General features: G+C 66.9%; 15 protein-coding genes. 1 reads left to right on the forward strand and 14 read right to left on the reverse strand.

All coding sequences use genetic code 11. The features are described 5' to 3' along the window. Positions 1-92: 92 nt before the first annotated feature. Positions 93-608: a disulfide bond formation protein B gene (locus ASG72_RS07600; protein WP_056710694.1), complete on the forward strand. Its 516-nt coding sequence runs from the start codon at positions 93-95 to the stop codon at positions 606-608. Positions 609-617: 9 nt separating this feature from the next. On the opposite strand, the gene ASG72_RS07605 is transcribed toward ASG72_RS07600, so the two are convergent. From ASG72_RS07605 to ASG72_RS07670, 14 genes are all read right to left on the reverse strand, one after another. Next, on the reverse strand, positions 618-1,175 hold the full coding sequence (locus ASG72_RS07605) for an HNH endonuclease (protein ID WP_056711053.1): 558 nt from the start codon (positions 1,173-1,175) through the stop codon (positions 618-620). 184 nt (positions 1,176-1,359) lie between these two features. Beyond that, positions 1,360-2,244: a 3-hydroxybutyryl-CoA dehydrogenase gene (locus ASG72_RS07610; RefSeq protein ID WP_056711054.1), complete on the reverse strand. Its 885-nt coding sequence runs from the start codon at positions 2,242-2,244 to the stop codon at positions 1,360-1,362. A 131-nt stretch (positions 2,245-2,375) separates the two neighbouring features. Beyond that, a complete protein-coding gene (locus ASG72_RS07615) occupies positions 2,376-3,320 on the reverse strand; it encodes an FAD-binding protein (RefSeq protein ID WP_056710696.1) in 945 nt (314 codons plus the stop codon). Further along, entirely contained in the window at positions 3,320-4,069 is a 750-nt protein-coding gene (locus ASG72_RS07620; protein WP_056710698.1) for an electron transfer flavoprotein subunit beta/FixA family protein, read from the reverse strand. The genes ASG72_RS07615 and ASG72_RS07620 overlap by 1 nt, the downstream gene beginning before the upstream one ends. Positions 4,070-4,252: 183 nt before the next feature. Then, entirely contained in the window at positions 4,253-4,945 is a 693-nt protein-coding gene (locus tag ASG72_RS07625) for a rhomboid family intramembrane serine protease (RefSeq protein ID WP_056710699.1), read from the reverse strand. A 1-nt stretch (position 4,946) separates the two neighbouring features. Next, a complete protein-coding gene (locus ASG72_RS07630) occupies positions 4,947-5,528 on the reverse strand; it encodes a cob(I)yrinic acid a,c-diamide adenosyltransferase (protein WP_056710701.1) in 582 nt (193 codons plus the stop codon). Positions 5,529-5,590: 62 nt separating this feature from the next. Then, positions 5,591-6,181: a hypothetical protein gene (locus ASG72_RS07635; RefSeq protein WP_056710703.1), complete on the reverse strand. Its 591-nt coding sequence runs from the start codon at positions 6,179-6,181 to the stop codon at positions 5,591-5,593. A gap of 179 nt (positions 6,182-6,360) precedes the next feature. Then, a complete protein-coding gene (locus ASG72_RS07640) occupies positions 6,361-6,549 on the reverse strand; it encodes a twin transmembrane helix small protein (RefSeq protein WP_056711056.1) in 189 nt (62 codons plus the stop codon). 135 nt (positions 6,550-6,684) lie between these two features. Further along, positions 6,685-7,557 (reverse strand): ABC transporter permease, encoded by an 873-nt coding sequence (locus tag ASG72_RS07645; protein WP_056710705.1) that lies wholly within the window; start codon positions 7,555-7,557, stop codon positions 6,685-6,687. Position 7,558: 1 nt separating this feature from the next. Continuing rightward, complete coding sequence (locus ASG72_RS07650; RefSeq protein WP_056710707.1) at positions 7,559-8,617, reverse strand: extracellular solute-binding protein; 1,059 nt, start codon at positions 8,615-8,617, stop codon at positions 7,559-7,561. Positions 8,618-8,654: 37 nt separating this feature from the next. Then, entirely contained in the window at positions 8,655-9,713 is a 1,059-nt protein-coding gene (locus ASG72_RS07655; RefSeq protein ID WP_056710709.1) for an ABC transporter ATP-binding protein, read from the reverse strand. A 3-nt stretch (positions 9,714-9,716) separates the two neighbouring features. Continuing rightward, positions 9,717-10,535: an ABC transporter permease gene (locus tag ASG72_RS07660; protein WP_244488731.1), complete on the reverse strand. Its 819-nt coding sequence runs from the start codon at positions 10,533-10,535 to the stop codon at positions 9,717-9,719. Positions 10,536-10,754: 219 nt separating this feature from the next. Beyond that, the gene (locus tag ASG72_RS07665) at positions 10,755-11,990 is read right to left on the reverse strand and encodes an amidohydrolase family protein (RefSeq protein WP_056710711.1); all 1,236 of its coding nucleotides are present in this window, start codon (positions 11,988-11,990) and stop codon (positions 10,755-10,757) included. 145 nt (positions 11,991-12,135) lie between these two features. Beyond that, entirely contained in the window at positions 12,136-13,422 is a 1,287-nt protein-coding gene (locus ASG72_RS07670; protein WP_082540177.1) for a hypothetical protein, read from the reverse strand. Positions 13,423-13,526: the final 104 nt, after the last annotated feature.

The raw sequence follows: 13,526 nt of genomic DNA on the forward strand, positions 1-13,526 counted from the left end.
GGCCGTTTCCGGCGGAAGGCTGCGGGTTACGCCTTGCCTTCGCCACGCCGGGCGGCGCATGCATCGCTCATCGCTCCGCCGAGGCCGCCGCCATGCCCATGCTTCTCGATCATCCGCGCCGCCTGATCCTCGCCATCGGCCTCGCCAGCCTCGCCTTGATCGCCGGCGCCTGGTATTTCGAGCTGGTCGTCGGGCTGAAGCCCTGCAAGCTCTGCCTCGAGCAGCGCGCCCCGCATTACGCCGCGATCGGGCTCGCCGCCGTCGCGGCCCTGTTCGCCAGGACGCGCTGGGCGCAGATCGCGGCGCTGCTCGTCCTGGCGGCGCTGATGCTCTGGAGCACCGGGCTCGGCATCTATCATTCCGGGGTGGAATGGGGCTGGTTCGCGGGGCCGAACGACTGCGGCGGCGCCCCCGCCCCGGCCGCCGCCGGCATGCAGGATTTCATGAAGCAGTTGCAGAGCGTCCGCGTCGTCTCCTGCACCGAGGCCGCCTGGCGGTTTCTCGGCCTGTCCCTCGCCGGCTGGAACGCGCTCGCCTCGCTGGCGCTGCTGGGCCTGGCGCTGCTCGGCCTGCGCCGGCTGCGCGCCGCTGCGCTGGCCGGCGCCTGACCGCGCCGCTCACGGCTCCAGCTCGGAATCCCAGTAGAGATAATCCAGCCAGCTCTCGTGCAAATAATTCGGCGGGAACATCTTGCCGTTGCGATGCAGGTCGTTGACCGTCGGCGCGAAGGGCTTCTGGGCCGGGAACATCTCGACCGAGGCCGGCATCTTGTCGCCCTTGCGCAGATTGCAGGGCGAACAGGCGGCGACGACGTTCTCCCAGGTGGTCAGCCCGCCCTTGGAGCGGGGGATGACGTGGTCGAAGGTCAGATCCTCGCGCACCCCGCAATATTGGCAGGAGAAGCGGTCGCGCAGGAAGACGTTGAAGCGGGTGAAGGCCGGGGTGCGCGACGGCTTGATATAGGTCTTGAGCGAGACCACCGAGGGCAGCTTCATGTCGAAGCTCGGGCTGCGCACCACCGTATCATATTCCGAGACGATGTTGACGCGGTCCATGAACACCGCCTTGATCGCGTCCTGCCAGCTCCAGAGGGACAAGGGATAGTAGCTCAGCGGCCGAAAATCGGCGTTGAGGACCAGAGCCGGACAACCATCCGGCGACGCCATCGGATGCATCACATGCGCCGTCAAATCCGCCGCACCTCCGCTGATCGGTACGGGACGAATCCCGTCACCTCATCAGTGTAAGCGCGAGACGACAGCAATGTGAAGGGCCGGGGTAAAACCGGGCAATAGGCAATGGGCAGTAGGCCGTCGCTCCAGTATCCGACTGCCTATTCCCGACTGCCGACTGCCCCACTTACCGCGTCGGAACCGGCTTTTCGCCGCGATAATCGTAGAAACCGCGCTTGGTCTTGCGCCCCAGCCAGCCGGCCTCGACATATTTCACCAGCAGCGGGCAGGGCCGGTATTTCGAATCCGCCAGCCCGTCATGAAGCACCTGCATGACGGAGAGGCAGGTATCGAGGCCGATGAAATCGGCGAGCTGCAGCGGGCCCATCGGATGATTGGCGCCGAGCTTCATCGCGGTGTCGATCGCCTCGACCGAGCCGACACCTTCATAGAGCGTGTAGACCGCCTCGTTGATCATCGGCAGCAGGATGCGGTTGACGATGAAGGCCGGGAAATCCTCGGAGACCGAGACGGTCTTGTGCAGCTTGCCGACGAACTCCTTGGCCAGCTCGAAGGTCTGGTCGTCGGTAGCGATGCCGCGGATCAGCTCCACGAGCTGCATCAGCGGCACCGGGTTCATGAAATGAATGCCGATGAAGCGCTCGGGCCGGTCGGTCGCGGCCGCCAGCCTGGTGATCGAGATCGACGAGGTGTTGGAGGCCAGCATCGCCTCTGGCTTGATGTGCTGGCAGACCGCCGTGAAGATCTTGCGCTTGGTTTCCTCGTTCTCGGTCGCGGCCTCGATCACCAGATCGCATTCCGCGAGCCCGTCCAGGGTCGGCGCCGGGGTGATCTTGGACATGGCGACGCGGCGGATCTCGTCGCCGATCGCCCCCTTGGCGACCTGCCGGGCCATGTTGCCGTCGATCGTCGCCAGCGCGGTGTTGATCCGCTCCTCGGCAAGATCATGCAGCTTGACCTCGAAGCCGGCCACCGCGGCGACATGGGCAATGCCGTTGCCCATCTGGCCCGCGCCGATGATGCCGATCGTCCTGATCGCCTGGTCCGACATGGTCTGGTCCATCTCCGTGGCGCCGCGGACGATCCGCAGCGCGGAGGCCGCCCGCCTGGACGGCCTCGTAAGCCAATGATCCGCCGCACGAATCAGCGGCGCATGCCGCCGATCCTAGCAGCTGCCGGCGCTCAGCGGCCGATCTTGCCGAGCTCCGCTTCCAGCTCCGGCATCAGGGCGAAGAGATCGCCCACCAGCCCGTAATCGGCGATCTGGAAGATCGGGGCTTCCTCATCCTTGTTGATCGCGACGATGACCTTGGAATCCTTCATCCCGGCGAGATGCTGAATCGCGCCGGAAATGCCGACCGCGACATAGAGGTCCGGCGCCACGACCTTGCCGGTCTGCCCGACCTGCCAGTCATTGGGAGCATAGCCGGCGTCGACCGCGGCGCGCGAGGCGCCCATCGCCGCGCCGAGCCGGTCGGCGACGGGCTCGATCACCTTGGCGAAGGCCTCGGCCGAGCCGAGCGCGCGCCCGCCCGAAACGATGATCTTGGCCGAAGCGAGCTCCGGCCGGTCGGATTTCGCGACCTCCTCGCCCTTGAAGCTCGACAGCGCCGGATCCTCGCCGGTGGCGATGCTCTCGACCGGGGCGGAGCCGCCCTCGCCCGCCGCCTGGAAGGAGGCGGTGCGGACCGTCAGCAGCAGTTTCGCCTCGGCCGACTGCACGGTCTGGATCGCGTTGCCGGCATAGACCGGACGCTCGAACGTGTCCGGCGAGACCACCTTCATCACATCCGAGATCTGCATCACGTCGAGCAGGGCGGCGACGCGCGGCAGAACGTTCTTCCCGGTGGTGGTAGAGGGGGCGACGATCGCGTCGTAATTCGCGGCCAACCCGGCGACCAGCGCCGCCAGCGGCTCGGCCAGATTATGCCCGTAGATCGCGGCCTCGGCGAGCAGCACCTTCTCGACCCCGTCGAGCTTGGCCGCATGCGCGGCGGCGGCGGCGGCGCCTTCCCCGGCGACCAGCACATGCACGGGCTTGCCCAGCGCCTTGGCGGCGGTCAGCGCCTTGTTGGTCGCGTCCTTGACGGCGGTGTTGTCGTGTTCGGCAATCAGCAGCGTGGCCATCAGAGCACTCCCGCCTCGTTCTTGAGCTTCGAAACCAGTTCGGCGACGGAGCCGACCTTGATGCCGGCGGAGCGCCCCGGCGGTTCGGTCGTCTTCAGCACCTTGAGGCGCGGGGTGACGTCGACGCCCAGCGTCTCGGCGCTGGTCTCGTCGAGCGGCTTCTTCTTGGCCTTCATGATGTTGGGCAGCGAGGCGTAGCGCGGCTCGTTCAGGCGCAGATCCGTGGTCACGATCGCCGGCAGCTTGAGCGTCACCGTCTGCAGCCCGCCATCGACCTCGCGCGTCACGTCGACGCTGTCGGCCGCCAGATCGACCTTCGAGGCGAAGGTGCCCTGCGGCCAGCCCAGCAGGGCCGCCAGCATCTGGCCGGTCTGGTTGCAATCATCGTCGATCGCCTGCTTGCCCAGGATAACGAGGTTCGGGCTCTCCTGCTCGACCAGCTTCTTCAGCAGCTTGGCGACCGCCAGCGGCTCGACCACGCCGTCGACCTTGACCAGGATGCCGCGATCGGCGCCCATGGCGAGACCGGTGCGGATCGTCTCGGCCGCCTGGGCCGGGCCGATCGAGACCACGACGATTTCGGTCGCCTTGCCGGCTTCCTTCAGCCGCAGCGCCTCTTCGACGGCGATCTCGTCGAATGGGTTCATCGACATCTTGACGTTGGCGAGTTCGACGCCGGAGCCGTCGGCCTTGACCCTGATCTTCACATTGTAGTCGACAACCCGCTTGACGGGCACAAGGATCTTCATCGTCAAATCACCGTTCAGGAGAGAAGCGCGTCAGGCCGCGCCGCAGCGGCGGCAGGATAGCGGCATTGCGGCTCTCGGCTGGAATGCGGTGGGACCGTAGCGACGCCCGTTTGCGCTTGTCAACGCCGTCAAAGCCGCGCCGGCCCGCAGCGCCGGCGGGTCATGGTCGCGGCCATGCCGCGGTCATGGCTGCGCCACCCGGCCGAACAGCGTCACCCCGCGCTGGATCATCAGCGGCGTCAGCACCGCCCCCGCCACGAGCCCGCCGAGATGGGCCCACCAGCCGACGCTGCCCTGCGGGTCGAGCAGGGCCGAGATCAGCTGCAGCGCGATCCAGGCCGAGAGCGCGTAGACGGCCGGGATCCGCAGCGGGATCCATTTGAAGGCGAGGCCCCAGATCCGGACCTGCGGATGCAGCATCAGATAGGCGGCGATGACGCCCGATATCGCGCCGGAGGCGCCGATCAGCGGCTGTTCCGAGCCCGGATTCATGAAGGCATGGCTGAGCGCGCCGGCGAGGCCGCAGAGCAGGAAGAAGCCGAGAAAGCGCAGATGCCCCATCGCATCCTCGACATTGTCGCCGAAGACCCAGAGAAACAGCATGTTTCCGGCGAGATGCGCGAGGCCGACATGCAGCAGGAGCGAGCTGAACGGCGTCACCCAGACCGGGGCCTGCAGCAGTTCGGGCGGCAGCATCGCCGTGCCGAACAGCACCGAGGGGATCATCCCGAAACCGGCCGCCACCGCGATCTGGGCCTCGCCGTGCCGGAACAGCAGCGCCAGAAAGACGCAGCAGCAGATGACGATCAGGCCGTAGGTGACATAGGGCGCACGCAGGAAGCGCATCGGCACCCCGTCATGCAGCGGCATGAACATTTCAGCGATTCTGTCCGGGCACCCAGAGCACGTCGCCCTGGGCCTTGGCGTTCAGATAGCGCGAGGCGACGAACAGGAAGTCCGACAGGCGGTTGATGTATTTCAGCGCCGGCTGCGCGACGGCCTCGCCCTCAGTCTGTGCCAGCTCGACCATCAGCCGCTCGGCGCGCCGGCTGACGGTGCGGGCGAGATGCAGATGCGTCGCCGCCGGCGTGCCGCCGGGCAGGACGAAGGAGCGCAGCGTGCCGAGATCGGCGTTGAGCCTGTCGATCTCCTGCTCCAGCCGCTCGACCTGGCCCTGCACGATCCGCAGCGGCTCCCAGCTCAGCTTTTCCCCGGTATCGGGCGAGGCAAGCTCGGCTCCGAGATCGAAGAGATCGTTCTGGATGCGGCCGAGCATCGCGTCGAGATCCGCATCCTCGCCGGCGCAATGCAGCCTGGCGATGCCGATGCAGGCATTGGTCTCGTCGGTGGTGCCATAGGCCTGGACGCGCAGATCGAATTTCGGCAGGCGCTTGCCGGTCGCCAGCGCCGTCGAGCCGTCGTCGCCGGTGCGGGTATAGATGCGGTTGAGAATGACCATGCCGCGGTTATAGCGCGGCGCCGGCGCAACGGAAGGGGCCGGAGACGCAAAAACGCGAGGCGTCAGAAGCTGTAGCCGAGCCGCGCACCGATATTGGCCGGCCCCTTGGGACGGTCGCGCTCGGAGCAGCCGACCGCGCCGAAATGCTCCAGCGTCGCCACCAGGCTCCAGCGATCGTTCAGCCGCACGCCCAGCGCCGCGGCCTCGCGGGAGCCGCTGTTGCAGCCCAGCGCCAGCCGGTTCTCGGGAATGATCGGCCCCGTCTTGCCGTCGTTGAGCGCGGCGCCGAGGCTCGCCTCGAGGAAGACGGTCTTGCTCAGATCGACGGTCCAGGTCGCACCGGCATAGGCATAGCGCGTGCCGTTGAAATTGGCGCTGGCGCCGATGTGGAAGCGTGGCACGAAGGCCGAGGAGACGCGGTCGCCGAAGCTCATCACCCGCGGCGTCAGGATCTCGCCGCTGAAATTGAGCAGCCCGCTCTCGCGCCCGGTCGGGTTGGCGGCGGCGGCGCCGATGCGGGTTTCCCAGGATACGGGCCCCATCTCGGTCGCCGGGGCGTAGCTCGATACACCTGCCGGGAGCGGCTGCGACTGCGCCTGTGCGGGCGAGGCGAGCACGAGACCGGCGAGGATGAACGACGCGACGCGAAGCATGAGCCAATTTCTGTTGACCACCGGCGGGCCGGCGAGGGCGTTAGTGAAGCGCAGACACTCGTGACGAGAATATGGCGGGATTGCGGCGGCAGCCCTGCCCGGCCGGAGACCGCGCCGAATCGCCGAAACGATTCAACGGTTTGCCTGAACGCGATGGAACGTCGCCGCCTTGATCTCCCTCAACCGCTGCGCCACCACAGCACGCCGAGGATGACCAGGATGGCGATGAATTGCAGGATGACGCGCAGACGCATCAGGCGCTGCGAGGTTCCGGGGCTGCCCCCGCGCAACATGTTGATGAGACCGAGCAGCAGCACGACGGCGACTGCGCCGACGGCGACCGGGACGAGTGAACCTGAGATGCTCATGGTCCCCATCTAATGCGCTGCGCCGCTCTTGGCCAGCCTGGAGGGCTGGCCGGTCGGCGCCGGGTTGCCGCAGGGAGATCGCCGGCGCCGCGGCCTGCCCCCGACGGGCCGGGCGAAGCGAATGCAAAGCCCCCTTCAGCGGTAGCGCCGCTGCACGATCAGATGCGCCGCCACCGTCAGCACGATGGTCGCGGTCATCAGGATGAAGGAGATCGCGCCGCCGAAGGGCCAGTTGTTCTGCTGCGCGAACTGGCCATAGACCAGCGGTCCCATCATCTGGAATTTCGGCCCGCCCAGCAGCACCGGCGTGGCATAGGCGTTCATCGCGAGGATGAAGGTCAGGATCGTCCCCGCCAGGATGCCCGGTAGCGCCAGCGGCCAGAGCACGCGGCGGAACATCGCCATCGGGCCCGCCCCCAGGCTGAAGGCCGCCTCCTCGACATGGCGCGGTATGCCCTCGATGACGCTCTGCAAGGTCAGCACCATGAAGGGCAGATTGACCGCGACGATGCCGATCAGCACCGCATTCTCGGTGAACATGATCTCCAGCGGCTGGTCGATCAGGCCGAGCCCGATCAGCGAGGCGTTGAGCGCGCCCTTGCTGCCGAAGGCGGCCATCCAGCCGGCGGCGCGCACGGCATTGCCGACGAAGAGCGGCAGCACGACCAGCATGATCAGCAGGTTCTTGCGCGGGCTCGTCATCCGGGCCAGCACATAGGCCAGCGGAAAGCCCATGATCAGGCAGGCGATCGTGCAGATCACCGCGACCCGGACGGTCCGCACCAGCACGTTCAGATAATAGCCGTCGGTGAAGAACTTGACGTAATTCTCGATCGTCAGCCCGTCGACCATGAACTGGCCGGGGATGAACTGGTTCAGCGAATAGCGGAACAGGATCGCGATCGGGCCGAGCAGCCCGATCGCGACGAAGATCGTCGCGGGCACGACGAGCGCCCCGGCCAGGCCGGTGCGCGCGCCCGCGACTGCTTCTGGAGCGGTGGCGCTCATCTCAGGCCTTGAAGACCTTGTCCCACCACTCCTTCATCGCCGCGTCGTTCTTGGCGAGGAAGGCGTAGTCGAGATCCTTCAGGCGCTTCTCTTCCTCCGGCGTGAAGCCGATCCGCTTCTGCAGGTCGGCCGCCACGTTCAGCCCGGTGACGGTGCCGTTATAGCCCATATCGACCGCGAAGGCCTCCTGCGGCGCCTTCTCCAGCATCGCGTTGAGATAGGCGTAGGCATTGTCCTTGTTCGGCGCGTTCTTCGGGATGACGAAGCCGGAGACATAGGCCGGGATGCCCTCGACCGGCGACACCGCCTCGCAGGGGATGCCGGCATTCTGCCATTGCACGACGCGCGCCTTCCAGATCGCGCTGATGCCGACCTCTTCGTTCTTCATCGCCTGGGCGAAGGCCTCGTTGGTCGGGTAGACGCGGGCGCCGGCCTTCTTGACCGCCATCAGCACCTCCTTCGCCTTGTCGAGGTCGTTCATGCTCTGGCCGTTCGTGGCGGCCATCGAGGCGGCGATGATGATCGACTGGTACTGGATGTCGATGAAGCCGATCTTGCTGCCCCATTTCGGGTCGAGCCAATCCTTGAAGCCCTTCGGAGCCGGGCTGATGATCTTCGGATTGTAGATCACGACGTTGCCGGAATAGATGTGCCCGACGCCATAGGGATACTTCATCGCCGGGATGAGGTTCTTGGCGTTGGGGATCTTGCTGTAGTCGAGCTGCTCGACTACGCCGGCCTCGTTCATCTCGAACATGTTCGCGGCGGAGAGGCCGTGAATATCGACGGTACCGCGCGGCAGCCGGCGCTCGGCGACCATCTTGGCCCGGCGCGGCGCGTCGCCGGCCTGGTCCTGCACCACCTCGACGCCCTTCGGCTTCAGCAGCGGCTCCTCGATGTTCTTGGTCAGGAGTCGGGCGTAATCGCCGCCCCAGGTGCCGACGACGACCTTGCCGCCCGACTGGGCGAAGGCGGAGCCGGCGAGACCCGGGGCGAACGTGGCCGCGCTGGCTCCGGCCGCGAGCGTCTTGAGCAGGTCGCGCCTGTCGATCTTGGTCATGTCTTATCTCCCCTGTTGGACGCCTGGAATCCGGATTTCAGCTCTCGAGCGCATAGACGAGCCCGGCGTCTTCGGCCCACCCTATGGTGATGCTATCGCCAGGGCGCGGCTCGGCGAAGCCCTGGCGGTTCGGCAATTGCAGCAGCATCTGGTCCTGCTCCGACAGCCGCACATGGATGTCGATCAGCGCGCCGAGATAGGCCGCGTGCTCGACCCTCGCCTCGAAACGGTTCGCGAGCCCCGCGGCATCGCTCCCGACCGCGATCCGTTCCGGCCGCAGGGCCAGCGTCGCCCCGCCCTGCCCGGTCGCCGCCGCGCAGGCGATGTGGAGCCCGCCCGCGCTGACGAAGCGGCCGGGCGCGAGGCTCTCGCCGTCGAGAAAGGCGCTGCGGCCGATGAAGCCGGCGACGAAGCGGTCGGCCGGGCGTTCATAGAGTTCGCGCTGCGAGCCGATCTGCCGGACCTTGCCCTTTTCCATCACCACCAGCCGGTCGGCCATGGTCAGCGCCTCTTCCTGATCATGGGTGACCATGATCGTGGTCAGGCCGAGCTTGCGCTGCAATTCGCGGATCTCGACGCGGACCTCCTGGCGCAGCTTGGCGTCCAGATTCGACAGCGGCTCGTCGAGCAGCAGCACATCCGGCTCCATCGCCAAGGCGCGGGCCAGGGCCACGCGCTGCTGCTGGCCGCCGGAGAGCTGGCGCGGATAGCGCCCGTCGAAACCGGTGAGCTGCACCAGCCGGAGCGCCTCGGCGACCCGGGGAGCGCGATCGGCCGGCGCGACCTTGCGCATCTCCAGGCCGAAGGCGACGTTTTCCGCGACCGTCATATGCGGGAACAGCGCGTAGCTCTGGAAGACCAGCCCGCAATTGCGCTTCCATGGCGGCAGGGTCGTGACGTCGCGCTCGCCGATCGTGATCCGCCCGGCGCTCGGCGGCACGAAGCCCGCGACCATGCGCAAGGTCGTCGTCTTGCCGCAGCCGGAGGGTCCGAGCAGCACCAGGAACTCGCCATCGGCGATGTCGATGGCGACATCGTCCACGACGGTGAGATCGCCATAGGATTTACGCAGATGCTCGATCGACAGACGCGCCACGTTTCAGACCACCCGGCTCAGTTTGACATAGCGGTCGGTGACGATCATCGCGGCGCCGATCAGGACGATCTGGATCAGCGAGGCGGCCGCGACGGTCGGATCGATCTTCCATTCCAGATATTGCAGGATCGCGATCGGCAGGGTCGTACGCCCCGGGCCGACCAGGAACAGGCTCATTTCGAGATTGCCGAACGAGGTGACGAAGCCGAACAGCCCGGCGGCGACCAGGCCCGGCCGGATGCTCGGCAGGGTGACGCGCCAGAAGGTGGTGAACGGGCCGGCGCCCAGATTCTGCGCGGCTTCCTCGATGGTGCGATCGAAGCCGGCGAGGCTCGCCGTCACCAGCCGCACCACCCAGGGGACGACGACGAGCGTATGCGCGCCGATCAGCCCGGCGACGGAGCCCAGCACCGGCAGGCCGGTGGCGATCTCGGTCTCGATCTGGAAGACGTAGAGCGAGGTGCCGAGCACGATGCCCGGCATCACCAGCGGCAGCAGCAGCAGCGTGTTGACGGCGGGGCCGAGCACGATGCGGTGGCGCACCAGCGCCAGGCTCGCCGGCACGCCCAGCGCCAGCCCGATCAGCGTGGCGAGGATCCCGACCTGCAGGCTGAGGATGAACCCGTCGACGAAGGGCTTGTTGCCCGGCACCGCCGCGAACCATTTCAGCGAATAGCCCTGCGGCGGGAAGGAGGGGATCTCCTCGCGGAAGAAGGCCAGCCAGGTGACGAAGAACAGCGGCATCAGGATGAAGGCCAGCGACAGCCCCGCGGCCCCGTTGAGCGCGAGACGACCGAAACCGGAGCGTGACGCCGTGCTCAAACCCGTGCTCCTGCCATTCACCTGCCCCGCTCTGCTCCGGCCCGCAGGCCGAAAAATGACGTTACGGTAGATATTGGATCGGCCAACTTACAAACAGTCAAGACCGTTTCTGTTTGAATATCCGCCTCGGCAGCCTCGTTTTTGAGCGACCGTCCCGATCCCGCCCAAGAGCGAGCCACTCAGAGCGCGGGCCTCGCCCGGCCACACCCGTTCCACAGGTCAATGCAGCGTGTTCTTGTGGAAGACGCCACCCTTCATGATCATCGACAGATATTTTCCCTGCTCCTGGAACAGCCCGAGATTCGTCAGCGGGTCGCCATCGACCAGGATCATGTCGGCGAAAGCACCTTCGCGGAGCGTTCCGAGCTTGCCTTCCATGCGCAGCAGCTGCGCGCCGACGGTGGTGGCGGAGCGGATGATCTCGATCGGCGACAGCACCTCGCTGCGCAGCAGGAACTCGCGCGACTGGTCGACCTGCAGCTGGCCCAGGAGATCGCTGCCATAGGCGACGGGCACGCCGGCGCGCTTGCAGATCTCCAGGGAGCGCAGGCCGCCATCGATGACGAGGTCGTTCTTTGCCAGCATGTCGGCATTCATGCCGAACTCCGCCGCGCGCTCCTTCATCGCGTAATAGGCGACGAGATTGGCGGTCAGGAACATCTTGTTCTCGGCCATCAGCTTGGCGCTGGCGTCGTCGATCAGATTGCCGTGCTCGATCGCCCTCACCCCGCATTGCGCGGCACGGGTGATCGCCTCGGGGGTATAGGCATGGGCGCAGACATAGCGGCCGAAGGCCTTGGCCTCCTCCACCGCGGCGCGCACCTCATCCAGCGAGAACTGCAGCGAATCCAGCGGATCATAGGGCGAGGCGACGCCGCCCGACATCATGATCTTGATGTGATCGGCGCCCAGCCGCATCTGCTCGCGCGCCGATTTGCGGACGGAGGAGACGCCGTCGGAGACGTTCATCGTATAGGCCATGGCGTTGCAGCAATGGCAGCGGGCGCCGAAATCCGTGCGGCGGCGCGGATCGCTATGGCCGCCGGTCGGCCCGATCGCGGCGCCGGCGATGAACAGGCGCGGCGCCGGGATGTCGCGGCTCTCCACCGCTTCCTTGATGCCCCAATCGGCCCCGCCGGTATCGCGCACGGTGGTGAAGCCGCGGTCGATCATGCCCTTCATCAGCCGCACGGCGCGCGCCGTCATCAGCGTCAGCGGCATGCTCTCCAGCGTGCGGATATAGACCTCGGAGAGAAAGACATGGACATGGCTGTCGATCAGCCCCGGCATCAGCGTGCGCCCGCCGCAATCGATCACCTCGGCCTCGGCCGGCTTCAGCGGCTTGTCCGAGACCTCGCGGATGGTCTCGCCCTCGACGATCAGCTCATATCCCGGCCGCAGCTCGCCATGATCCGGTTCGAGGAGGCTGAAGTTGCGAAAATGCAGCTGGGCCATGGCGTCATCTCCTCTGCCGCCCCGCCCTGCCCGGCGAAGCATCGGCTATGCCCTGATATATTGCGAGCATTGCAGAGGCTTGTCCATGCCTCATCCGCAGCCCTGCCGGCCGGCGCATGAGCGATGCGCCCCGGGGGGCGAGGGTTCAGCTTCCGACGGCGGCGGTGCCGCTATCGCGCAGCCTGCCGCGGACCGGGGCGGAGAGATCCGCCGCCAGGAGGCGCCCGATCGCCGGCAGCCCGTCGAGCAGGCTCGGGACGAAGGCCTGGGAGGGCGGCAGGCGCTTCGGTAAAGCGTGCAAAGCCGCGGCCATGACCAGCGGGTCGCGCGGCGCGCCGCCATTCTGCGACGGGTCGAGCAGCACGTCGATCAGCCCCAGCGCATCGGCGCGCTCGGCCCGGATCGCCTGTTCCAGCCGCGGCTTGACGCGCGGCACGATCAGCGCCGGCTTGTCGAAGGAGAGGATCTCGCAGAACGTGTTGTAGCCGCCCATCGCGACGACGCAGTGGGCGCGGTTCATCAGCAGCTCGAGACGCGGCTCGAAGCCGAGCCCTTCGAGCTTCGGTATCCGCGCGATCCGCTCGGCGAAACCCTTGCGCCTCTCGCGCGACATGAACGGGCCGAACACGATCAAAGCCGGCAGCGGGATCGTCGGATCGGCCTCATAGGCCGAGATCACCCAGTCGATGACGCCGGCACCGTCGCCCCCGCCGCCGGGCGTCACCAGGATGAAGGGCTCCTTGGTGATGCGGGGATAGCGGTTCGGCGGCATCGGGCTGGGGACCGCCCGCTTGAGATAGCCGGTATACTGGATCTTGTCGGCGAAGAGGTGCTGGTTCGGCAGCCCGGCGAGCGGGGCGTAGACACTTTCCAGCCCGTAGATGAAGATGTCGTCATAGGTGTCGGCCAGCGCTTCGAGCGCGCCGCTCTGGCGCCACTCCTCATGCAGCTTGGCGGGCTCGTCGAGCACGTCCCGCAGGCCGAGCACGATCCGCGCCCCGCGCCGCCGCAGGATCTCCAGCGCCGGCAGGAGCTCGCCGCGCAGGCCGATCGGCTCCTTGTCGACGATCACCACATCCGGGTCGAAGGAGAGCACCACCGTCTTGATGATGTCGGAGCGCAGCCGGATCGTGTCGTCGAGATCGAGGTTGAGATGATGCGGATCGTAGCGCCCGTCGCTCTGCTTCTCGACGCCGGGAATGCGGACGTAATCGACGCCGTCCCCGAACTGGAAACTGGAGATCACCGAGGAGCCGGAGACGATGATCACTGATATATGAGGATAGATCGCGACCAGCGCGTTGGCGATCGCGCGGCAGCGGCGGATATGGCCGAGGCCGAAGGTGTCGTGGCTGTAGATCAGGACACGCGGCGCCAGCGGGTCCCGCGGCGCCCGCTCCGCACGGGGAAGATCCACGACATTGAAAGGCATGAACGCTTCGCCCTCCGGAGCAAGGCCTGGCGACCTCTGAGAGAGGACGAAATCTTCAATAAAAAATCTTATAGCCTGATGTTGAAGCCGAACCAAGCCGGTTG

This window comes from Allobosea sp. Leaf344 (assembly GCF_001426225.1).
Lineage (GTDB): Bacteria > Pseudomonadota > Alphaproteobacteria > Rhizobiales > Beijerinckiaceae > Allobosea.